Consider the following 21,793-nt stretch of genomic DNA (forward strand, 5'->3'; position numbering starts at 1 on the left):
TATGGCATTGTAAGATATTGCATCGGTTTTGTTGACCTTGGTGTGAAAAGTATGGTAGTGTTCAGAGAACCTCTTTATCCGCTCTTGTGGGCGGATCATTTAGTCCGTAAGGAGGAACCATGAGAAATTATGAGTTCACCGTTATCTTCAATGCAAATGAAGAGAACACAAACGCTGGCCTGGAGTATGTGACCAGCACCTTTGCAACTGCCGGGGTAGAGATTACCAAGCAGGAAGACATGGGCGTCAAATATCTGGCCTATGACATCAAGAAACAGGAAAAAGGACATTACGTCTACTTCGAATTGAAGGCAGATCCGAGTACTATCCTCGAATTCGAACGAGGATTTCTCTTGAACTCCAACATTTTGAAGTACCTGTTTGTAAACACTGAGAAATAATCTAAAAGAAATGGAGCAAAAGAATGGCAAATGACTTGAATGTAGTCGCGTTGGTGGGTCGGCTTACGAGGGAGAGCGAGCTTCGTTATTCCAATGGAGGTATGGCCATCTGTCGTTTTTCCATTGCAGTCAACCGGAGAAAGAGGACGGCTGACAATCGATGGGAGGATGAAGCCAACTTTTTTGACTGCACGATGTTTGGAAAGAGTGCCGAGTCCATCAACCAGTATCTGGAAAAGGGCAGGCAGGTCTCAATCATCGGAGAACTGAGACAGAGTCGCTGGGAACAGGACGGACAAAGTCGAAGCAGGGTAGAAATTGCCGTCAATTCTTTGCAGCTCCTTTCCAGTCCCGGTTCTACCGAAGGTAGAAGCGAGAGAAGCTACGGCGAACAGAACGTGGCAAGAAATCAGGGGTCATACAGCCCTCGTCCAAGTGCCAAGCCGGAATCAGTTCCCATGATGGATATCTCCGGTCCCGAGCAGTTTGACGACGACCAGATCCCATTCTAGAACGCTGCCCGGGGGCAGCCGATGTTGCAAGGAGAAATATGCATGCGTGATGACGATAATGATTCCATGATGAATGATATGGATGGAAAAGGTGGAAGAGACAGACGGATGGGTGGCCGAAAGCCCGCTTTCCGCAAGAAGGTTTGCAAGTTTTGCACCCAAAACCTTACTCCCGACTACAAGAATCCCGAGATGCTTCGGCGCTACATCACCGAGCGTGGAAAGATTCTGCCCGCCCGCATCACTGGTTGCTGTGCCAAGCACCAGAGAGCAGTTACCAACGAAATCAAGAAGGCCCGCGTGCTTGCGTACCTTCCGTTTGAGAAGAAGTAAACTGTGTTGGGCAGCATGAACCAGAAGAATCGTGAAGCACTGAAGTTCCTGTTGATCTCTGTGGGTGTAAGCTATGTGCTCTCCCGCATGATGGTCGGCAATTTCCTCTTCACAATTCCCTTGATGGTTCTTGCCCCAAAGTTTTCCGATCGCAAAGGAGAATTGCTTCCCGTCATCCTGGTGGCTGTCTTGATACTGCTCACCGAGTTGATTCGCTCAAGGAGCGCCTTGAGCAGTGAGGAAGGAAGGATCCTGTTGGTGATTGGATTGTTCATCCCCTCTGTGTTGTTGGTTGCTGCTGCGGTATGGATCGCGATGGCAAAACAACGGACAGTGTACCGCTACCTGGCTTCCTGCCTCTTCGGGGTGGTCGCCTCCTTCGCGGTGGTTATCTGGTTTTCACAGCCGACCGAGCCGTTGATGCGGGTATACTCATTAATGTATGAGACCTTCCGCCTCATTCTTGGTCAGGCTTCCGGCACGACAGATTCAGTCCTTCCGATGGCAGAGGATGCCCTCAAGGGAGTGTTTCACATGTCGGTATTGACGATAGGAGCCGTATTGGCTCCGCTGTGTATGGCATTGGTAGGATTTGCCAGTTTCCTGGCAATGAGTTATCAGGCGCGGTTTGATGGCGGTTTTTCCGTCCGGGTTTCCAAGTGGAGAGTTCCCGATCCTGCGATCTGGATTTTTCTCGGCTCCTGGACTGTGGTATTGCTGCTGATTCTTGCCAAGTCAGGCTATCTGGTCAGGGCTCTGTCCCTGCAGGTTGCCCTGGGAAGCGCTGTGTTGTATGCTGTGCAAGGTATGGCCATCGTGACACATTTCATGTTGCGAAAAGGCCTTGCCGTCAATACGGGAAGGTTGGTCACAACCACATTCCTGCTGGCTTTTCTGATTCCCGGGGTGAACCTGCTGGTTGTCTTTGTACTGCCTTTGTTGGGTGTTACGGAGACTTGGATTGTGTATAGACGTAATGAGTAAGGAGTTTTCCCTATGAAAATCATTCTCAATCAGGATGTCGTCAACCTCGGTGAAGAGGGAGACGTTGTAGTTGTAAAGGACGGGTATGCCCGTAACTATCTGCTTCCCACCGGTATGGCTGTGATGTTCAACAAGACCAACCAGGCCATTTTGGCTTCCCGTGCCGCTGCCATCGAGAAGCGCAAGATCGAGAAGCGCAGCGCCAGTGCAAGCCTGAAGGAGAAACTGAACAAGGTTGTCCTCACCATGGTTGTCACTGCCGGCGAGAGCGGCAAGCTTTTCGGTTCTGTCACTTCCTCCATGGTTCAGGAAGCTCTTGCAAAGCAGGGTATCGAGGTCGATCGCAAGAAGATCGAGGTCCCCACCCATGCAATCAAGATGGTCGGTACCTACTCGATCCGCATCCGCCTCTATGAGGACGAGAGTGTAGAACTCAAGTTGGTGGTTGAAAGCGAAGCTACGGTCAAGGCCCGCCAGGTGGCCGAGGCAAAGGCTGCTGCAGAAGCTGCCAAGGCTGCTGCCAAGGCTGAAGCTGAAGCTGCCAAGGCTGCTGCCCAAGAGGCACAGACCGAAGCCACCGAGTAAGTGCATGGCGTCGAATAGCATGCTGGGGCGCGTCCCACCCCAGAATGAAGAGGCGGAACGCGCAGTATTGGGAGCTATCCTGCTCAATGAGAAGGTCCTTGTTGAAGTGACCGACTTTTTGGGCAAGGATGACTTCTACAAGGTAGCTCACCAGCAACTGTTCGGTGCCATCGTTGCGTTCAGGCAGGAGAGTTCTGAAACCCTCGACCTTATTACGCTCAGCTCCTATCTGAAGCGAAAAAATTTGGTTGAGCAGTGCGGGGGACTCTCCTACATTTCCACCCTCACCAGCGACGTTCCCACTACGACGAACGCCGCGTATTATGCAAAGATCCTGAAAGCCCTCAGCCAGAGGCGCAAACTTTTATTGTTCGCCTCAAAGCTCAAGGACAACGCTTTTGACGAGTCGCAGGATATCCAGAAAGTCATCGATGAAGGAGAGCAGGCTCTCTCGACGTTGAGCAATGAGACTGCAGGCAGCGACAATTACTACTCGATCAAGGATCTTATCACCAATACCATCAGTGATATCGAGATGCGCAGCACCAGCGGGATCAAGAACGGCTTTGAAACCGGATATATTCCTTTGGACTCCATCACCGGTGGTTTCAAGAAGCAGGAGTTCATCATTGTCGGGGCGCGACCATCAATCGGCAAGACCGCCTTTGCACTTTCCATGACCTTGAACATGATCGTCAAGAAAAAGTACCGGGTTGGTTTCTTCTCGCTCGAAATGAGTGCCTCAAGCCTTATGGAACGACTTCTGACCGGTCACAGCCGTGTTGACTTCTCCCATATCCGCAAAGCCACCCTGAAGAACAGCGAGATGAGTGCCATCATCGATGCCTCCGGAGCCTTGTATGAAGCCGAGCTCTACATACAGGATACTCCCAATATGAAGCTGATGGAGCTCAGGGCCCAAGCCCGCAGGATGAAGCTGGAGCACGACATTCAGGTGATATTCATCGACTATATCGGTCTGATCGATGCCGAGGCCGATGCCCGCATTCCCCGCCATGAACAAATTTCCATCATCAGCCGGTCGTTGAAACAACTTGCCCGTGAACTCGATGTTCCGGTGGTCTGCCTCAGTCAGGTAGGACGTCAGGCCGACGGTGTAGAACCCAAGCTCAGCGATTTGCGCGACAGTGGATCGATCGAGCAGGATGCAGACGTCGTCATTCTCCTGCATCGCGAAGTCGGTAAGAACCGCACCGACGATGAGGGCGAACGCGAAAAGAACAACATTCAAGAGACGAAAATCATCATGGCCAAGAACCGAAACGGTGAGACCGGTGTATTTTCTCTTGCATTTGTCAGCAATATTGTTCGTTTTGAGGAAATGGAGTTCAGCCGCAAATATGTGGCTGGCAACAATCCTAACGCCTGATCGACAACAGATGGCGGACGTCGACCAACGTCAAGAGCAAAAAAATCCCGATAATACAGGCAACACCCAGAAGCTGGAGTACATAATAAGTCTTGGGTCGGATCTGCTTTTTTCTCACCCATTCGCACAAGGCGATTATGATCTGGCCCCCGTCGAAGGCGGGCAGTGGGATGAGGTTTGCTATGGCCAGTGAAATGGAGACCCCGCCCATCAGATAGAAGAGTGCGTAGAGTCCGCTTCGAGTGTTTTGTTCCAGACCCAGGGTGGTGATATCGCCGATGAGCAGGGCCGAGCGCGCCATGCCCGTGACCGAACTGCGCAGGTTCTCCTCATCCCGGGAAAATACGCGGGCAATCATTGCAAAGGTTTGGTCCACAATATGTTTGGTGCGGGTATAGCCCTCGATGATGCTGAACGGCATGCCTTCCCGCCTCACCGTCCCGGCAGCAAGGGAGAATTGCAGGTCCAAGGCACCGCTCTCATCGAGCTTGGGGGTGAAACGAATGAGAACCTCACGCCCATCACGAAGGACGGTCAACGCTATTGAGATCTGGGTTGCATTGAGGGTGGAGAGCAGGTCGAGATGGTTGGCGACCGGCTTCCCATCCACTGCTTTGATCAAGTCGCCTTCACGCAACCCTGCACGATACTCCTCGGAGTTCGGCCGTACACTTCCCACCAGAGCTTGTTGGAGAACGGTCAGCCCATATCGGTAGGTCCCATCAGTGTTTTGCTCTCCTGAAACGGTAATCTCCAATTCGGTATCATCACGTTTGATGGTGAAGGTTTCAGTACCTTTGGATTTACTAAGCCGACGCTCCAGATCCTCCCAATCGACAATGTTCACACCATTGAGTCTCGTAATTTCATCTCCGGTCCGAATACCTGCCTCTGAAGCAGGGCTGTGCGCATCAGAGAACAAGGCAGGGTAGTCGTCGACCACAGCTACTATGGGAAGCCTGGAAATGACTGGCATGGGGAGGGTTGCAAGCACTGCGTAGAGCAGGATGGCGAAGATGAAGTTGGCCAAGGGGCCTGAAAGGTAGGTGATCATCCGTTTGGATGGATGGACCGAGAACAAGGATCCCTCTTCGGTGTGGGTGAAGGTTCGATGCCCTCCGATGAGGGCCTGGCTGAGATCGTCCGATCCCTTCAGTCGGCAATACCCACCAAGGGGAAACATGCTGATGCGGTATTCAGTGCCTTTGTACAGCGTACCCAGCAGCTTCGGTCCAAGCCCGAAGGAGAAAATTTCAACTTCTATACCATGAATTTTTGCAGCAACCAGGTGGCCGATTTCATGGATGACCACCACGATGGTGATGCCTGCCAGCCCGATGAGATATTTCACCAAGAGGGAGGCGGTCTCACTCATACAAGACTTCTTGCCAGCTGTCTGGCTTTTTCATCCAGGGCCAAAATCTGTGAAAAGGATGCAACCTCTTCATCCCACCTCTGCTGGAGTGTCCGCTGTACCACCTCAATTAATTTCAGGTACGAAATTTTTCGTTGCAGAAAGGCATGCACCGCGATTTCATCGGCGGCATTGAAGGCAAGGGCGCTTGAACCTTTGCGGTTGAGGATCTCAAAGGAGAGTGCGAGCAGAGGAAAGCGCTTGAAGTCTGGTTTCTCAAAGGTCAGGGACAACGAGGAAAAGTCGAGTGGTCTGACCAATGAAGTCCCTCCTTCGCCCAAGGCATTGATGATCGGCAGGGTCATATCGGGAGTACCGAGTTGGGCGTAGACAGCACCATCGAAGGTGCGAATCATCGAATGGACGATTGACTGTGGATGAATCACCACTTCGATCCGGTCGGCGTCAAAACCGAACAAGTAGGAGGCTTCAATCACTTCCAAAGCCTTGTTTGCCATGGTTGCGCTGTCGATGCTGATTTTCTTTCCCATGTTCCAGGTGGGATGGGCGAGAGCCTGATCGACCGTGATGGTTGAAAACTGTGAGGCGTCGAGTGTTCTGAACGGCCCGCCGCTCGCAGTAAGGACCAAGGATTGCACCTGGTTTCGTTCATGGCCCTTGAGCAGTTCAGCCAAGGCTGAGTGTTCGCTGTCGACCGGTATGATGCGGCAGTCGTTTTCTTTAGCCACATCAAAGAGGTATGATCCAGCGCATACGATGCTTTCCTTGTTGGCGAGGGCAAGATCGAACCCACATGAAAGGGCTTCAAGGGAAGCCTGCAAACCTTCAAAGCCGGCGATGGCATTGAGGACGATATCTGCTTCAAGCGAGTGAAGCATCTGCTTAAGGCCGGAAAAGTATGAGTAAGTCTGAATGTTGGGAAGTGATTCGAGCTCAGATCCGGTAAGGCACACTGCCTTGACAGAGAATTCCCGGGCCAAGGCAACCAACTGGGATTCATTGGCATGCGCCGACAATCCAACGACGGAGAGATCGAGGTGCTTGGTTCGAATGGCCTTGAGTGCAGTAGTGCCGATACTTCCTGTACACCCAAGGATGATGACCCGTTTCATACAACTCCTAGAAGAGCGAGAGCAAGATCCAAAAAACAGGGGCGCTTGCCAACATCGAATCGATGGAGTCCAAAAGGCCGCCGCGGCCGGGGATCAGGTTTCCACTGTCCTTCATGTGAGCAGAACGCTTGAAGGCGCTCTCAATCAAATCACCGATATTGGCAGCCGTACTGGTTGCCAAGCCTAGGATGATCGCCTGGATCAGGGATACCTGTTCCTTGATGCCTGGAACAAAGAAACAGAAAAGAACTGAAAGCAGGATTGTAGTTGCCGTCCCGCCGACAAATCCTGCAATGCTCTTGTTTGGGCTTACCTTGACAAATCCCTTATTGGCCCTGCCGAATGACATACCGAAGATGAAGGCAAAGATGTCATTGCCGAAGACAAGCAAGAAAAAGAGCAAAAACGATTGGGTGGGGTAGGCGAGCGTGGAAATTCGTTGGATGAACGTAATCAGAAGGCCGGGGTAGAGCAAAAGCAGGCTTTGCCCTGCAATACGGGAGAGAGATTTCGCAAATGCATCCCCGACCCCATAGAATAATTCGTTGGAGAAAAGGCCCAAAGCCATGAGTACGACAGCCAAGTCGACCAATGGAAGGTTGGGATAATACGCTATCTCAAGCCACTGGGCGAACGGCAGCAAACCGATTACATAGGAAGGAAGATGAACCTTTACGTTCTCGCTTTTTTGATAAAGATCCTTCAGCTCTTTCGCCCCCCAGCTTGCAGCGGCCATGGCAAGGATCGAGAGAGCGAGATAGGAGTTGTGGGGGAGGAAAAAAATTATGCAGAACAAGGTAGGAAGCGTAACTATGGTGGTAAGCACCCTCTTCGCCATTGATGTCATTCTACTCCCCCAAATTTTCTTACTCGCTGGCTATAATCCTGGCAGACTTTATGAATATCATCCTCGTTCCAGTCAGGCCAATATTTTTCATAGAAAGCAAGCTCAGCATATGCACTGTCCCACAAGAGAAAATTACTCAGTCTCTTTTCGTTTGCACTTCTCACTATCATATCGACAGGCGGTACCTGAGGCAAGTCCAAATTATCAGCTATGGCAGCCTCGGTAATGCTTTTTCCTGGGTTCTGCTTGAGGAATTTGTTCACGGCCCTGCAGATTTCATCCCTTCCTCCATAGTTGATCGCTATGATAGCGGTAATGGTGGAGTTGTTTCTTGTTTCCAAGACAGTTTTTTCAATGGCCGTTTGCACATCATCAGGCAATGCCTTGAGATCGCCCCTGGCAAGGATGCGAATCCCATGTTTGTTGTAGAATGCCAGTTCACCATGAATCTTCGAAACGAAGAGATGCATCAAGTACTGCACTTCCTGCTCGCTTCGTTTCCAATTTTCAGTAGAGAAGGTATAGAAGGTGACATACCCGATGCCCTGTTGTGCCGCCTCGCATATCACTCGTTTGAGGGCTTTCAAGCCTTCAGCATGTCCGGCGGTGCGAGGAAGCGATCGCTTCTTCGCCCATCGGCCGTTTCCATCCATGATAATGCCAAGGTGGACAGGGACAACGGGTTTCTCTTCCATCCTAGATCTCCATGATTTCCTTCTCCTTCTCATCAGAGAGGGAGTTGATCTGGGCGATGTAGGAATCGGTCATCTTCTGAATCTTGCTCTCGGCGTCCTTGAGCTCGTCCTCGCTGATTGCCCCGCTTTTCTGCAGTTTCTTCAGTTCATCCATGGCCTCCCGCCTGATGTTGCGCATCGCAACCCTGCTCTGTTCCGCAGTAGCCTTTGCGCTCTTGACCAGTTGCTTGCGCCTCTCTTCATTCAAAGGGGGGAAGTTGAGACGGATCAGCTTGCCGTCGTTGTTCGGAGGGAGTCCGAGGTCGCTTTTCAGGATTGCCTTTTCGATAGCGCTCAATACGCTCTTGTCCCAAGGCTGGATGACAATCATCCTGGCCTCCGGCACGCTGACAGTTGCGACTTGGTTGATGGGTGTCTCCGATCCATAGTAGTCGACACGAATCTTGTCCAGAAGGGATGCCGAAGCTCTTCCGGTTCTCAGACTGGAAAAATCCTTGGAAAGACTCTCAAGACTCTTAAGCATCTTGTTTTCGCACGTATCAAGTACCTGTTGCATAGATATCTCCAATAAAACTACCGCTCACAGGGGTGAGCGGTGGGCATTAAACGATTGCAGTTAGTTACTGCAGGAAGCGACGCCGGCGCGAAGGAAGGAGAAGTTGACAATTTCGAGCTTGCCGCCCGCACTCTTTGCAACTTCAGCAGCCTTCTTCTCAACACTCATGGAGTCGTCCTTTACGAACGGCTGTTGGAGAAAGCAGATTTCTGAGAGATGCTTGCTCAGCTTGCCCTTGACAATGCCTTCCAATACCTTGGCGGGCTTGTCGAGTTTTGCCGCCTGAACAGTGAAAATCTCAGTCTGCTCCTTGATATATGATTCATCAACGGTGGAGGTGCTGAGATACGCGGGGGTGAAGGCAGCGACGTGCAGGGCACAATCGTTGGCGAATTCCTTGACCAACTCGTTCTCGAACAACTCAGCCTTGTCCGCCTTGAACATGACCAATACTCCCAAGGAACCATTTCCATGGATGTAGCTGGAAGCATACTCATTCGGTCCAAGCTCGAAGAAACACAGGTTTTTCAGAGCCATGTTCTCCTTGATGATGGCGATAAGGTCATTGACCATGCCGGTCAACTCGTCGTTGATCTGCTTATATCCCTTGGCGAGTGCGACATCACAAATCTTGTTGCCAAGCTCGGCGAACTGCTCATTGGTGGCAACAAAGTCGGTTTCACAGGAAAGTTCAGCCATAACAGCCTTGTCTTTCTGCACCTTTACGAATATACGGCCGTTGTCGGTTGCACGATCCTGGCGCTTTGCAATTGCAGCAAGCCCCATTTCCTTGAGGAGTCTTTCAGCAACAGCGAAATCGCCGTTGGCCTGAGTCAATGCCTTCTTGCAATCCATCATGCCTGCACCGGTAAGGTCGCGCAGTTTCTTTACTTCATCAGCGGTAATTGCCATGCTTGTTCTCCTTAGTCTTTGTACAAGGTCTCTTCATCAACGAGAAGGTCCTCTTCTTCGCCCTCTTCCTCATCCTCATCCTTCTTCTCTACAGCCTTCTCCTCGAACTTGGAGAAGTCTGCATTCTCATCGGTGGAAAAGACGATGGCTTCTTCTTCCTTGTCCTTGTTGACGACTTCTTCACTCTCGTCTTCGTTGCCCAGAGTCTCGATGATCTGGATGCCGGCTTCATTGTCGGCGTCAACTACTGCGTTGGCGATGATCTCAACAAAAAGGCTGATGGCACGAATTGCGTCATCGTTGCCGGGGATGGGGTAGGTGATATCGGTGGGGTCGCAGTTGGTGTCAACGACGGCAATGACAGGAATTCCCAAGCGTTTTGCCTCGGCTACAGCGATGGCTTCTTTCTTGGTGTCGATGATGAAGAGGGCTCCGGGCAGATCCTTCATATCCTTGATGCCGCCAAGGTTCTTCTCCAACTTGATTTTCTGCTTGGTAAGCAGGGAGACTTCCTTCTTGGTAAGGGAATCGAAGGTCCCGTCGATTTCCATCTTCTCAATCTTCTTCAGCGTTGCAATGGATTTCTTGATGGTGCTGAAGTTGGTCAACATACCGCCGAGCCAGCGATTGTTGATGTACGGCATGCCGCATCTCTTGGCTTCTGCTTCAATAGCCTGCTGGGCCTGCTTCTTGGTTCCAACGAACAGGACCGTCTTGCCCTGCTTTACGACTGCACGAACAGCATCATAGGCTTCAACGATGCAGGCAGAGGTCTTTTGCAGGTCGATGATGTGGATTCCATTTCTCTGACTGAAAATGAAACGGGCCATCTTGGGGTTCCACCGCTTGGTCTGGTGGCCGAAATGTACGCCTGACTCGAGCAGGCTCTTCATGGTAACTACGGACATAATCCTCCTGTCTGACGACACACCTCTCCCAACGGGACAGGTCTTGACTGTGCGTCACCCTTCTACTCTTACTCACCCCTGGGGGCGGAGATTCCGTTTTGCATACACAAACCGGTACTGCCTAGTATTTCAGAAAACAAAAAGTATGACAAGTATCAGGGAACCCATAGCTGTCAGGGTGAAGTCTTTTCTTCCAGAATTCTTTTCAACTGTTCCACCGGCAAGCCGATGACCGTCCCCCTGTCTCCATCGATTCGGTCGACCAAGTGCTTTCCCAGCCCCTGGATGCGGTAGGAGCCTGCAGCTCCTTCCCACTCCCGCGTCTCTAGATATGCTTCAATTGCCGGCTCATCCAGGTCCTTGAACCAAACCAAGGCCCGATCCGCATCACAGAACTCCTGATTTTCATACCACAACGCCCACCCTGAGTAGACCTGCTGGGCCTTTCCACTGAAACTCTGAAGCTGGTTCTTTGCATCCATCTGGTCAACAGGCTTGCCGATGAGCTTGCCCTCGAACCATATGAGGGTGTCGCAGCAAAGCACCGGAAGTGTATAGGAAGGGTGCTCTTTCCGATAAGCCTGCAGCTTGCGTCGGGCAAGCATGGCCACCACGTCAGCCGGATCTGACATGTCGAATGTCTCATCGCTATGGGTGGGACAGGTTGCAACCTCGATTCCCAACTCCTGGAGCAGTGCCTTGCGTGCCACCGATTGGCTGGCAAGGATGAGGCGGGGCAGCATGTGACTCAATTCAGGCAAGTTCTTCCTCCAATTCCTCTATTTCCATCGTCAAGGAGAGCCAGGATTCCTCCTGCTGTTCCAATGCCATATGCAGATGCTCCTTTTGTTGGACCAGTGCAGTTATCTTTTCAGCATTGCTGTAGTTTTCAACCAAAGCCATTTGCTGTTCCGTGTGCTGGATTTTTTCCATAAGCAATTCATGAGCCTTCAACAGCTCATCACTCTGCCTGCGCAGCGTAGTGAGCCTATTCTTTTTCCGGTTTGCTTCCTTGAAGGAGAGTGCGGCTTTTGCTGCAGAAGGTTCGCCACTACTCACCGCCGAACTTTTTTTGTGGCTCTCGACTTTCTCCTTCTGTTCCAGCTTGTAGATGAAGTACTCATAATCACCATCAAACACTTCGGGTGGCTTGTCTTCGGTAAGGTAGAGAATCTTGGTAGCTATATGTTCAATGAAATAGGAATCGTGGCTGACGAACACCATGGTGCCATCGTACTGTTTGAGGGCTTTGAGCAACATCTCCTTGGCGTTTATGTCCAAGTGGTTGGTCGGTTCGTCGAGAATGAGCAGGTTCACCGGATGCAGCAGGATTTTGAGCAAGGCGAGCCTGCTCCGCTCCCCGCCGCTGAGCACCGACACCGGCTTGAATACATCATCCCCGCTGAAAAGAAACGAGCCAAGATAGTTGCGCAGTTTTGGCAGGTCGGCGGTTGCCGCTATGCTGGAGACCTCCTGGAGAACTGAATTATCCGGATTGAGGGTTTTCTCTGTATCCTGGGCGAAGTAGCCGATTGTTACGTTGCTGCCAAGCCGTACGACTCCGCTGAAATCGGAATCCTGTCCGCTGATGATCCTTAGTAGCGTGGATTTGCCACTGCCGTTCTTGCCCGTGACGGCAAGCCTCTCCCCTTTGTTGACCAACAGGGAGAAGTCGGAAAAAATCTCCCGGGTGGAATAACGCTTGCCAAGATGCTCGATGATCAGCACATCGTTTGGGCTGTGCGGAGCAGGAGGAAAGCTGAAGGAGAGTTGCTTCAGGTGCGACGGCACTTCAACGATATCGAGTTTTTCAAGCATTTTGATGCGGCTCTGCACCTGCTTGCTCTTGGTCGCCTTGTACCGGAACTTTTCTATGAACTGCTCGGTTTTCTCAAGCTGTTCCTGCTGCACCTTGTAGGCTGCTTCCAGTTGGGCGATTTCCAGCTCCCGTTGCTTGACATACTGGGTGTAATTGCCGCTGTAGCGATGCAGTCTGCCTTGGAAGAGCTCATAGACTTCATTGACCGTTTCGTCGAGAAAGCCTTGGTCATGGCTTACAATCATCACGCCGCCATCAAAAACTTTCAAATAGTTTTTCAGCCAGTAACGAGCCTCGATATCGAGATAGTTGGTCGGCTCGTCCAGCAGCATGATCGTGGGATTCTCCACCAGGATCTTGGCCAGGGCGATTCTCATCTGCCACCCGCCGGAGAACTCCTTGGAGGGGCGGTCCATATCCTTGTTCGAGAAACCCAGTCCGAACAGGACCTGCTGGATGGACTCCTTGCGGCCGTAGTATCCTTCATTGAGCAGGGTTTCCTGAATCTCATGCACCCGAATCAGGAGCGACTCGGTCTTGTCTTCCTCGCCCGCCTGGGCAAGGTTTGTTTCCAGCTCATGCAACTGATCCAACATCTCATCAAAACGGGCATAGGCCTTCTCGACTTCCTCGTATACGGTGCCTTCCTCAAAGACGATGTCGCTTTGCGGAAGATAGCTGATCCTCATGCCCTTGGTGGCCGAATATGCAAAGTCATCCGCACTCATGTGGCCGCTGATCACTTTCAGCAGGGTGGACTTGCCGCTCCCATTGCCTCCGGCAAGTGCACTGCGGCTTTTATCCGATAAGGTGAAGGAGATATCACTTAGGATATCCCGATCGGCAAAAGCCAATTGAACCCGTTGTACCTGCAAGGTTGCCACGCTTGTTCCCCTTTCTCCAAACGGGTGTTGAAAAGCCCGTTGAATGACGTTATGATTACCTTAACACAAGCGTGTATTCGGTGACAATCCACCCCAACTCAGGAGGTCTTCAGTGCTTTGCCTTACACTTACCGGCTCAACCTTGGAGGAGAACCGGGCATTAGTTGAACGCAACCGCAAATGGATCTCCCTTGCAGAGCTCCGTCTCGATTACCTGCACCCGGATGAACAAAAAATCGCCTCTTCTTTTCCTTCCACCGTAGACCTGCCGGTGATTCTGACGCTCAGGCGCAGCTCTGATGGAGGTGCCTGCACCCTGGGGGAGAAACAGCGGCTGCAACTGCTGTATGAGGCTGCAAAAGGCGATTTTGCCTATGTCGATATTGAAGAGGACGTCAAGAAAGCCGATTTGAAGTTCAAGGACCCGCTCTTCGAGCAGAAAGTGGACCTTGAGCAGAGCCTGAGGCAGCGTTCGGTAAAAATCATCCGTTCGTATCACAACTTTGAGTGCGTTCCTGCCGATATCTACGCAAGGATCAACAAGCTTGCAGCAAAAGGTGATATCCCCAAGGTTGCTGTCACACCGCAAAGCATGATGGATGTAATCACGCTGTTCCGTGTGGAGCAGGAGTTGGGCAATCTCAAGGAAAAAATTGTCATCGGCATGGGCGATTACGGCATCTGCACCCGCATATTGTACAAAAAGTGCGGATCTTTGCTCAGTTTCTGCTCCGATGGCCAAGCCGCGCCCGGTCACCTCGGCGCCCAAACGATGAGTGAACTCTATCGTGCTGACAAACTTGACGAGAAGACCCATATATTCGGCATCATCGGCAACCCCGTCTATCATACGGCCAGCCCGAAAATCCATAATCCCGGTTTCGAAGCCATCCGGTACAACGCAGTCTATGTCCCCTTCCTGGTCGATTCCGTCCGGGCGTTCTTCAAGCTCGCAGAAATGTTGCAGATTCATGGGTTCTCCGTGACGGTCCCGCACAAACGCAGCGTGCAGCCGTACCTGGGAAGAATCACCCGCGAGGTGAAACAGATCGGTTCCTGCAATACAGTGGTTCGCATCCAGAACATGTGGAAGGGCATCAATACCGATTACTACGGCTTCTTGGCCCCGATTTCCGAACCGCTAGGCAAGGGAGAAATCAAGAATGCCTTGGTCGTAGGGGCCGGAGGAGCCGCTAGGGCGGTGGTGTGGGCGCTACACAATCATGGAGTGAAGGTCACCATCCTGAACCGCAGTCTCGAGCATGCCCAAACGCTTGCATCAGAGACGATGAGCTCATTCGATACCTTGGAAAACGCTCATCTGTACAACGGAATCCCTGAGTTGGTTGTGCAGACAACCTGTGTCGGCATGGGAAATCTGAGCGATGAGGAAAGTATTCCCTCCTTCAGCTTCACCGGAAAGGAAATCGCCTATGATCTGGTCTACAATCCCAGACTGACACGTTTCTTGAAGCGTGCCATGGAAGCAGGGTGTACAATCATCGGAGGCTCACAGATGCTGATGGAGCAGGGTGAACTGCAGTTTGAAGCCTTCACCGGGTATCACTATCCCCACTGGATCCAGGCTGACATCTGATTCACGAGACATGAAATCGAACCAGCTGTATGAGAAAGATCTTGCTGATGGGCAGGATCTTCACTTCCATGGTCGGCATGACCGCTGCTTTCAGCAGGGCTTCCCGCTCGACCGTGTAGGCCACCTCGAGGGCCTGAACGACCAATTCCTGGTCGGTCAGCTGCAATTGCAATGCTACATCCTTGCGACCGACCGCCTGCCGGACCAGACTGACCTTGCCTTGGTAGTCAAAGCCGCCTGCTTCAATGGTGGTATTGATCGCCTGGGCTACAACCTGGCTTGACGAAAGAATCATTTTTGCGTGGAATCGGTGCAGCAAATCCTGTTTTTGTGCTTGGGTGAACGGGGATGACTCGATTTCCCTCTGCAGGGATTCATCGGTTATCATCTGAATCTTATCGCCATCCACTTTGAGTGTTGTACAGCGGTGGCATCGCAGTGCCTGTTGTACAAGAAGGGAGAGCGAGACCGGTTCTTTCTGTTTTAGTACCTCGATTTTCTCGTACGACCTGGTAGCACCGATAAGCAACCCCGCAGAGGCCAGGATCTGCCGCCATGTCTCCTCGGTATCGCGTCGCATCAGAAACAGGGTAGGGCTGATGCTCTTGTATCGGTGCTCGGCAAGGGCCGGAAGGTTTTGGACGACATGGGCGGTCCTCTCATCACAGCTCAACAGCAGTGCGTCATACACGGTGATGGCTTGATACCGCTCATTGAGCATGCCAAGCTGCTTGAGCAGCAAGGAGTGCATTGCTGTACTGCTGTTCTCTTGCAGATACTGCTTGATTTCCCGATAGCTGAGACCTGAATCCAAACCCCGGAGAAAACTCTCCTTGGTCAGGCGGTACCGTTTTTGGCGGTCAAGCACCTCGATGAAGGTGAATCGATAGAGGATATCGTCCATCAGGCGGTTCCCCAGATAGCTGATCGTCTGGTCGCTGTCTATCAAAAGTGCATTGGATTGCTGTTCAAGCTCGATATCGGCGACCTTCCACACCCCGTCGAGGGTGATGACACCCCAAGTCGACAGATGAGTCAGCACCTCACTGTCATAGGCGATGCCGTGCTTGAGTGAGAGCGAGCGGATCAAGAGTTTCAGCGAGGAGGTGTCGATTTGCGCAAGAGCGTTGAGGTAAGAGAGCAGGTCGGAGCAAAAAGCGAAGCTGCTTTCTCCCCTGAACGTGTTCATCTGCGAGCACAACAACAAACATATGAGCTGATGATCGTTCAATTGCAGCAACATCCTGGCCCTGTCGTAGTCGATCGATACTTTTTTCTCTCCTGTGAGAATCAGATTCTGTGTCAGTACCTGGGTGAGTGCGGTGAACATCTGCTGCAACGGTTGCAGTTCGAAGCTTGGGAACACTTTCAGGTACTCTTCACGAAATACAGCCTTGGACTCTTTGGCGACCAGCGACAGGTAGGCCCGCAAAAATTCGGTGCTGCAATACGGGGCGGTGGAAACCTGTTGCCCGTGTTCACCGAACAGGGGCCTGAGGCTGCACCGCGACGCCAGTTCTTCAGCAAGCAGGGGATTGAATACGAGTTTGCCCTCATCGGTGAGAAGGACCAAGCGCTCCTGCAGATTGGCCACCCGCCTGAGAACCGTACCATAGCTGTACGAGCCTTTGAGCAGATCCATCACACCTTCCGATGGAAGGGGACCGGTGACTGCAAGCAGGCTGAGGATCACCAAATCGAGCTCGTCCAGAAGTTCCAGCATGCGGTCCTGGTGTGTCTTCTGGCTGAAGAATTGGCAGAGTTTTGCCGTCAGCTGGGGTTTATGGAACGGCGTGGTCACCACCCCGAGGTAATTACGCACCAAATAGAAATACGTGTCCTCGTTGTAGCGGCCCAGCATTTTCATGAATAGCTGTTGTGCCTGATCGGTCAATTGGTCCATACCTCTATCTCATAAGAATATCCCTGCTCGGCAAGGAATTTTTGGCGGTTGGAGGCAAACTCCTCCTCATTGGAGTAACGGGTCACCACCGAGTAGAAGAAACTCGATCGGTTTTTCGGCCTGAGGATTCTTCCCAAGCGCTGAGCCTCCTCGCTTCGGCTCCCAAAGGTGCCGGAGACCTGGATGGCGACCGAAGCATCGGGCAGATCGATGGCGAAATTGGCCACCTTGCTGACAACCAGAATCCTGCAATCACCTTCCTTGAAGGCCTTGTACAGTTCCTCACGCTTGGCATTCGGGGTGCTGCCGGTGATGATGGGAAGTCCGAATGCATCAGCAATCTGTTTCAGCTGGTCCAGATACTGGCCTATGATCAGGATGAAATCATCCGGATGCCGGCTGACCAAATCCTTCACCACCTCCAGCTTCAGTGGATTCTCGCTGGCCATGCGATACTTTTCCCGCTTGGTTGCCAGTGCATAGGGAATCTCCAACTCCTTGGGGAGGTCGATGCGGATTTCATGGCAGTATGCTTCGGCGATGAAACCCTGCTGCTGCAACTCGTTCCATGGTACATCGAAGCGTTTGGGACCGACGAGGCTGAACACCTCGTCCTCCCTTCCGTCCTCCCGCACCAAGGTGGCGGTCAGACCGACGCGGTAGACTGCCTGCAGCTCGGCGGTGACCTTGAATACAGGAGCGGGCAGCATATGCACTTCATCGTAGATGATCAGGCCCCAACGGCCCTTGGTCAGCAGTTCCAGATGGGGGAACGGCCCTTCCTTGTCAGGGCGGTAGGTGAGCACCTGATAGGTGCAGACCGTCACATCCCTTGGGTCCTTGCGCTCGCCGGTATATTCACCGATTTGATCGCTGCCAAGCGTGGTCTTGTCCTGAATTTCCTGCATCCACTGGTGCACAGCCGCCACATTGGTGGTTACCACCAAGGTACGGGTGCACAGCCGTTGCATGATCTGCATGCCCACCACGGTCTTGCCTGAACCACAGGGCAGTACTATGGTGCCGAAGCCGCAACCGGGTCCCAGATCCCCAAGCAGGGCATCAGAAGCCATCTGCTGATAGGGTCTGACGGAAAAAGGTTTGCCGCCGAGGGTTTCAGTCCTCAAGGCGATCGGTACTTCCGGCCCCTTGGCGAGCGGCACCCTGTCATCGACCGGGTAACCGATTTTGATCAGTTGCAGTTTCACCTCGCCCCGTGCGTACGTTTCCAGCAGAAAGGAGTGTTCATCCTTGACCACCAGCAGCTTGGACAGGGCCTTGCGCTGCATCAGCTCGGTCTTGATCCGCTGACTATCCACGGACAACCGATAATAGCGGGGGTCGTCGCTTTCGCCCAGGCGGACTTTTCCCCATCTCGATGCAATGTCCTTGACGTAGAAAAGGATGCTTTCGGGAACGGGAAACCTCGACCAGGCCTTGAGCCTGTCTACAACCGAATCCGCATCGAAACCCGAGGAGGCCGCATTCCACAAGGAAATGGGGGAGAGTGCATAGGTGTGCATGTGTTCCGGGCTCTTGATCAACTCACAAAAGCGGACCAAATCGGCACGGCAGGCCTCACTGTCCTTGTGATGGACATCCAACAGCAGGGTCTTGTCACTTTGTACGATCAGGGGGGTGTCTTGCATCATGTTCTTCCAAACGCAGTGTAATAGAGGTCGATCAGCGTGATGGCCACCATCGCCTCAACCACCACCACAGCCCGGGCACAGATGCAGGGGTCGTGTCTGCCCTCCACCACCAAGGTTGTTGTCTCATTGTTCTTGTTGACTGTCTGCTGGGCCCTGGAGATCGAGGAAGTGGGTTTGATGGCTGCCTGCAGGACGATTTCCTGCCCGCTGGAGATGCCGCCCAGAATCCCTCCTGCATGGTTGGATAAAAACCCTTCGCTGGTTCTCTGGTCGTTGCACTCGCTGCCCCGCATTGCAGCACAGGCGAAACCCGAACCGAATTGGATTCCTTTCACCGCCCCGATGCTCATCACAGCATGGCTGAGCAGGGCCTGCAACTTGCCGAAAACCGGCTCGCCGAGCCCGGCGGGGACGCCGTTGACCCTGCACTCGATAACGCCGCCGATGCTGTCGTTCTCTGCTCTCACTTGTTCGATCAGGGCTGTCATCTGAACGGCGGCAACCTTGTCGGGGCAGTTCATGACATTGTCCGCCTCATCCCAATTCCGTTTATGGGCAACTATCGAGCCGACTTGCACCGTCCCGGCCTGGATGGTTATTCCCCGTTTTGCAAGCAGCTGCATGGCTAAAGCCCCTGCAGCAACCCGTGCACTGGTCTCCCTTCCGCTGGACCTGCCGCCACCTCGGATATCGCGAATCCCATACTTCTTGTAGAAGGTCCAGTCGGCGTGTCCTGGACGGAAAACATCCTTCAGGTGGTCGTAATCGGCTGATTTTTGGTTGGTGCTGTAAAGTATCATGGCAATCGGGGTGCCGGTGGTATAGCCCTCATACACTCCCGAAAGAATGGAGAGTTCATCGATTTCATTGCGCTTTGTCCCGGAGGGATTTCCCCCCGGACGACGACGGTTCATCTGTTCCTGCAGCGCCTGCATATCAATCTTGAAACCGCTTTCCACCCCGTCGATGATGACACCGAGGGCAGGGCCGTGAGACTCGCCGAACGTGGTGACGGTAAATGCATTTCCAAAGCTGTTGTGACCCATTTCATACCTCGCTCTTGAGTGTTTGCACAAGGAAGTTGGCTGTATCGCGGATATCGGGATAATTTGGTAATTGTACCAAAACATCACAGATGTTTCCATAGATTGCGTGTCTTCTTGCATACAGGGCGTGAAATGAGCCTTTTGGGTCTTTCTCATCCAAGAAGGGAGGTACTCCGTCATGAAGAATCCTGCCAAGCAGCACCTCTTCATCAACCATCAAATAGATCAGTTTCCCATGGCTTTTTGCAAGGCTGAGCAACTCGTTGTTGTCCGAGGCCCCGCCTCCAAGGCTTATCACGGTGCGTTGTGTTTGCAAAGAGAGAAAAGTCTTCAGCGAAATGACTTCCTGGTTCTGGAAGGCTGCTTGGCCCTCCTGCTTATAATAGGCTCGTATGCTCAGGCAAGGTGCAATGGCTCTCAGTATCAGGTCGTCCAAATCAACCCAAGCCAGATTGTTTGCTTTCGCATACAAACGTCCTAGCGTGGATTTCCCGCTGTGCTTGATCCCGCAGAAAAAAAGATGGCCGTCCATACTCATCGCTGGTCGAACAAGCCGATCCACTGCTCGTCATAGGCATCGATGGAAGGAACCTCGGCTGCTTGCTTGGTATAGTACTGTTTCCTGCGTCGTTCCTTCTGCTGATGAACCAAGGTATCCACAGCCATCTGGTACCGGGCTTCATGCAGGTTCTTGCGCACCTGCTCCTCATAGTGATTGATATGAACCGTCTTTTTCAAGGCGAAGTGGAAGGTGACAATCATTGCATACCAGAAAAGGGAGAGCAGAAGCGGTTGCAGGTCGAAATAGGTATAAGGCAGCGGTATCGATCCTGGATCGCTGGCGACCCGGTAGAGATTGAGTGCGTTCGGCCACAGGATGAACAAGGTCAACAAGAGAGGGACGATCCAGTACAAGCCTTGGCGTGAAAACAGAAAGCGCAGGCAGGCGGTGAAGGCGAGAAAGTTCAAGAGCAGGCAAACCAAGGGAAGTGCATATAATTCAGCCATGGAACCTCCGCTATCCAAAGAGTCTTTTCCTATGATACCATAGGCCAACGATTTGGGGAATAACTATGAAATTGCAGAATCAAATCTCCGAGCAGTTGTTGAAACAACGAAAGACCGAGAAACAAGAGGATGTTCGTGGTCCTTACTACCGCGATACCACCGCCATCATCCACTCATCGGCCTTCAGGCGGCTGAAGCACAAGACCCAGGTCTTCTTCGCCCCAAGCAACGACCACATCTGCACCCGCATGGAACATTGCCTGCATGTGGCCTCCATTGCATCCACCATCTGCCGAGGTTTGGGCCTCGATACCGAACTGGCCTGGGCGATTGGAATGGGCCACGACTTGGGCCACACCCCCTTCGGCCATACCGGTGAGAAGATTCTCTCTTCCAAGATGCAGCAGGCGGGCTTCGGCCCGTTCGAACATGAGATAAACAGCCTCAGGGTCGTCGATTTCCTCTCCAACCAGGGCAAAGGTCTCAACCTGACCTATGCAGTGCGTGATGGAATTGCCTGCCACAACGGTGAAAAACTGGTGAAATCCATCAAGCCGACCTTTGAGGTCAGAAACTTGGATGCCTTGCAAGAACGCAAAGGCCTGCTTCCGGCAACCTATGAGGCCGCAGTCGTCCGGCTTTGTGACACCATTGCGTATCTGGGTCGGGATTTTGAGGATGCCTGCAGACTGGGGCTTATATCCAAGAGAGATCTTCCTTGGGATGTGGAGAAGCTCCTTGGAAACCGAAACGCCCAGATTATCGATACCCTGGTATTTGATGTCATCGAACATTCAAACAGTGAGGATGGTATCAGTTTCAGTGATGAGTTGTTCCCCGCAGTCCAGAAGATGATTGCATTCAACTATGAATACATCTACAAAAGCCCCATGCTGGAAGGGTATGAGCGATATTTCAGCCGGCTTTTCACCCTGATATTGGACTATCTCGGGTATCTGCTTGCCACCTATGAGTTCAACGAGGAGCTGTACACCCAGGAAAAGAACATGCTTGCAATGGGGTTCTATCATCATTTGATGGATATGAAGGATGCCTACCTGCAAAAGGACGGCAACCTGGACCGCCTGATCTTCGACTATATCGGAGGCATGAGCGACAACTTCTGCCTCGATTGTGCCAACGAGATTCTCAAGCCGGAGCATTTGAACGACAGCATCGAGCACTCGCTTACCGGAAAATGGTTTGACGTGCGCTAGCGTGAGTTTACAAGTTATCTGCCCCGTTTGGGGCTTTTTTTTTACCCTAAAAGGAAT

The 21,793-nt window shown here is 52.3% G+C and carries 22 protein-coding genes; 8 read left to right on the forward strand and 14 right to left on the reverse strand.

The genetic code is table 11. The annotated features are described in order from the left end of the window. The first annotated feature begins 119 nt into the window (after positions 1-119). From rpsF to dnaB, 6 genes are read left to right on the forward strand one after another with little or no spacing between them, the layout of a single operon-like run. Entirely contained in the window at positions 120-401 is a 282-nt protein-coding gene (rpsF, locus tag B3K89_RS06765; protein ID WP_293895266.1) for a 30S ribosomal protein S6, read from the forward strand. Between the two features lie 23 nt (positions 402-424). Beyond that, positions 425-913, forward strand: coding sequence for a single-stranded DNA-binding protein (ssb, locus tag B3K89_RS06770; RefSeq protein ID WP_293895263.1), 489 nt, complete (start codon positions 425-427; stop codon positions 911-913). A 42-nt stretch (positions 914-955) separates the two neighbouring features. Next, positions 956-1,246 carry a 30S ribosomal protein S18 gene (gene rpsR, locus B3K89_RS06775; RefSeq protein ID WP_244774806.1) on the forward strand — a complete coding sequence of 97 codons (291 nt, stop codon included), beginning with the start codon at positions 956-958 and terminating at the stop codon, positions 1,244-1,246. Positions 1,247-1,261: 15 nt separating this feature from the next. Then, the gene (locus B3K89_RS06780; RefSeq protein ID WP_293895258.1) at positions 1,262-2,230 is read left to right on the forward strand and encodes a DUF115 domain-containing protein; all 969 of its coding nucleotides are present in this window, start codon (positions 1,262-1,264) and stop codon (positions 2,228-2,230) included. A gap of 12 nt (positions 2,231-2,242) precedes the next feature. Beyond that, entirely contained in the window at positions 2,243-2,815 is a 573-nt protein-coding gene (gene rplI / locus B3K89_RS06785) for a 50S ribosomal protein L9 (RefSeq protein ID WP_293895255.1), read from the forward strand. A 4-nt stretch (positions 2,816-2,819) separates the two neighbouring features. After that, a complete protein-coding gene (gene dnaB / locus B3K89_RS06790; RefSeq protein WP_293895252.1) occupies positions 2,820-4,205 on the forward strand; it encodes a replicative DNA helicase in 1,386 nt (461 codons plus the stop codon). Here dnaB and rseP read toward each other — a convergent pair. The 9 genes from rseP to B3K89_RS06835 all read right to left on the reverse strand — a co-directional run bounded on the left by rseP (position 4,195) and on the right by B3K89_RS06835 (position 13,313). Continuing rightward, a complete protein-coding gene (rseP, locus tag B3K89_RS06795; protein ID WP_293895249.1) occupies positions 4,195-5,580 on the reverse strand; it encodes an RIP metalloprotease RseP in 1,386 nt (461 codons plus the stop codon). The genes dnaB and rseP overlap by 11 nt on opposite strands. Beyond that, entirely contained in the window at positions 5,577-6,692 is a 1,116-nt protein-coding gene (gene dxr / locus B3K89_RS06800; RefSeq protein ID WP_293895247.1) for a 1-deoxy-D-xylulose-5-phosphate reductoisomerase, read from the reverse strand. The genes rseP and dxr overlap by 4 nt, the downstream gene beginning before the upstream one ends. Before the next feature lie 7 nt (positions 6,693-6,699). Further along, positions 6,700-7,530 (reverse strand): phosphatidate cytidylyltransferase, encoded by an 831-nt coding sequence (locus B3K89_RS06805; RefSeq protein ID WP_293909492.1) that lies wholly within the window; start codon positions 7,528-7,530, stop codon positions 6,700-6,702. A 5-nt stretch (positions 7,531-7,535) separates the two neighbouring features. Then, positions 7,536-8,234, reverse strand: coding sequence for a polyprenyl diphosphate synthase (uppS, locus tag B3K89_RS06810; RefSeq protein ID WP_293909494.1), 699 nt, complete (start codon positions 8,232-8,234; stop codon positions 7,536-7,538). A gap of 1 nt (position 8,235) precedes the next feature. Then, positions 8,236-8,790, reverse strand: a complete 555-nt coding sequence (gene frr, locus B3K89_RS06815) for a ribosome recycling factor (protein ID WP_293909496.1) — start codon at positions 8,788-8,790, stop codon at positions 8,236-8,238. Positions 8,791-8,850: 60 nt separating this feature from the next. After that, the gene (gene tsf, locus B3K89_RS06820; protein ID WP_293895237.1) at positions 8,851-9,702 is read right to left on the reverse strand and encodes a translation elongation factor Ts; all 852 of its coding nucleotides are present in this window, start codon (positions 9,700-9,702) and stop codon (positions 8,851-8,853) included. A gap of 11 nt (positions 9,703-9,713) precedes the next feature. Then, the gene (gene rpsB / locus B3K89_RS06825) at positions 9,714-10,610 is read right to left on the reverse strand and encodes a 30S ribosomal protein S2 (protein WP_293895234.1); all 897 of its coding nucleotides are present in this window, start codon (positions 10,608-10,610) and stop codon (positions 9,714-9,716) included. A gap of 173 nt (positions 10,611-10,783) precedes the next feature. Next, on the reverse strand, positions 10,784-11,371 hold the full coding sequence (locus B3K89_RS06830) for a Maf family protein (protein ID WP_293895231.1): 588 nt from the start codon (positions 11,369-11,371) through the stop codon (positions 10,784-10,786). Next, a complete protein-coding gene (locus tag B3K89_RS06835) occupies positions 11,364-13,313 on the reverse strand; it encodes an ABC-F family ATP-binding cassette domain-containing protein (RefSeq protein WP_293895228.1) in 1,950 nt (649 codons plus the stop codon). Before B3K89_RS06835 ends, B3K89_RS06830 begins: the two co-directional genes overlap by 8 nt. A 112-nt stretch (positions 13,314-13,425) precedes the next feature. Here B3K89_RS06835 and B3K89_RS06840 point away from each other — a divergent pair, with 112 nt between their 5' ends. Beyond that, complete coding sequence (locus B3K89_RS06840; protein WP_293895225.1) at positions 13,426-14,910, forward strand: type I 3-dehydroquinate dehydratase; 1,485 nt, start codon at positions 13,426-13,428, stop codon at positions 14,908-14,910. Position 14,911: 1 nt separating this feature from the next. Here B3K89_RS06840 and B3K89_RS06845 read toward each other — a convergent pair whose 3' ends face one another. The 5 genes from B3K89_RS06845 to B3K89_RS06865 are packed head-to-tail and all read right to left on the reverse strand — an operon-like array spanning position 14,912 to position 20,519. After that, positions 14,912-16,813 carry a hypothetical protein gene (locus B3K89_RS06845; protein ID WP_293895222.1) on the reverse strand — a complete coding sequence of 634 codons (1,902 nt, stop codon included), beginning with the start codon at positions 16,811-16,813 and terminating at the stop codon, positions 14,912-14,914. Beyond that, positions 16,801-18,462 (reverse strand): DNA repair helicase XPB, encoded by a 1,662-nt coding sequence (locus B3K89_RS06850; RefSeq protein WP_293895295.1) that lies wholly within the window; start codon positions 18,460-18,462, stop codon positions 16,801-16,803. The genes B3K89_RS06845 and B3K89_RS06850 overlap by 13 nt, the downstream gene beginning before the upstream one ends. Then, on the reverse strand, positions 18,462-19,511 hold the full coding sequence (gene aroC / locus B3K89_RS06855) for a chorismate synthase (protein ID WP_293895219.1): 1,050 nt from the start codon (positions 19,509-19,511) through the stop codon (positions 18,462-18,464). The genes B3K89_RS06850 and aroC overlap by 1 nt, the downstream gene beginning before the upstream one ends. Before the next feature lies 1 nt (position 19,512). Then, the gene (locus B3K89_RS06860) at positions 19,513-20,043 is read right to left on the reverse strand and encodes a shikimate kinase (RefSeq protein ID WP_293895216.1); all 531 of its coding nucleotides are present in this window, start codon (positions 20,041-20,043) and stop codon (positions 19,513-19,515) included. 2 nt (positions 20,044-20,045) lie between these two features. Further along, on the reverse strand, positions 20,046-20,519 hold the full coding sequence (locus B3K89_RS06865) for a hypothetical protein (RefSeq protein ID WP_293895214.1): 474 nt from the start codon (positions 20,517-20,519) through the stop codon (positions 20,046-20,048). 65 nt (positions 20,520-20,584) lie between these two features. Here B3K89_RS06865 and B3K89_RS06870 point away from each other — a divergent pair, with 65 nt between their 5' ends. After that, positions 20,585-21,736 (forward strand): deoxyguanosinetriphosphate triphosphohydrolase family protein, encoded by a 1,152-nt coding sequence (locus tag B3K89_RS06870; protein ID WP_293895211.1) that lies wholly within the window; start codon positions 20,585-20,587, stop codon positions 21,734-21,736. The last annotated feature ends 57 nt before the right edge of the window (positions 21,737-21,793 follow it).

Origin of the sequence: Sphaerochaeta sp. UBA5849 (genome assembly GCA_002432715.1) — a bacterium.
Lineage (GTDB): Bacteria > Spirochaetota > Spirochaetia > Sphaerochaetales > Sphaerochaetaceae > Sphaerochaeta.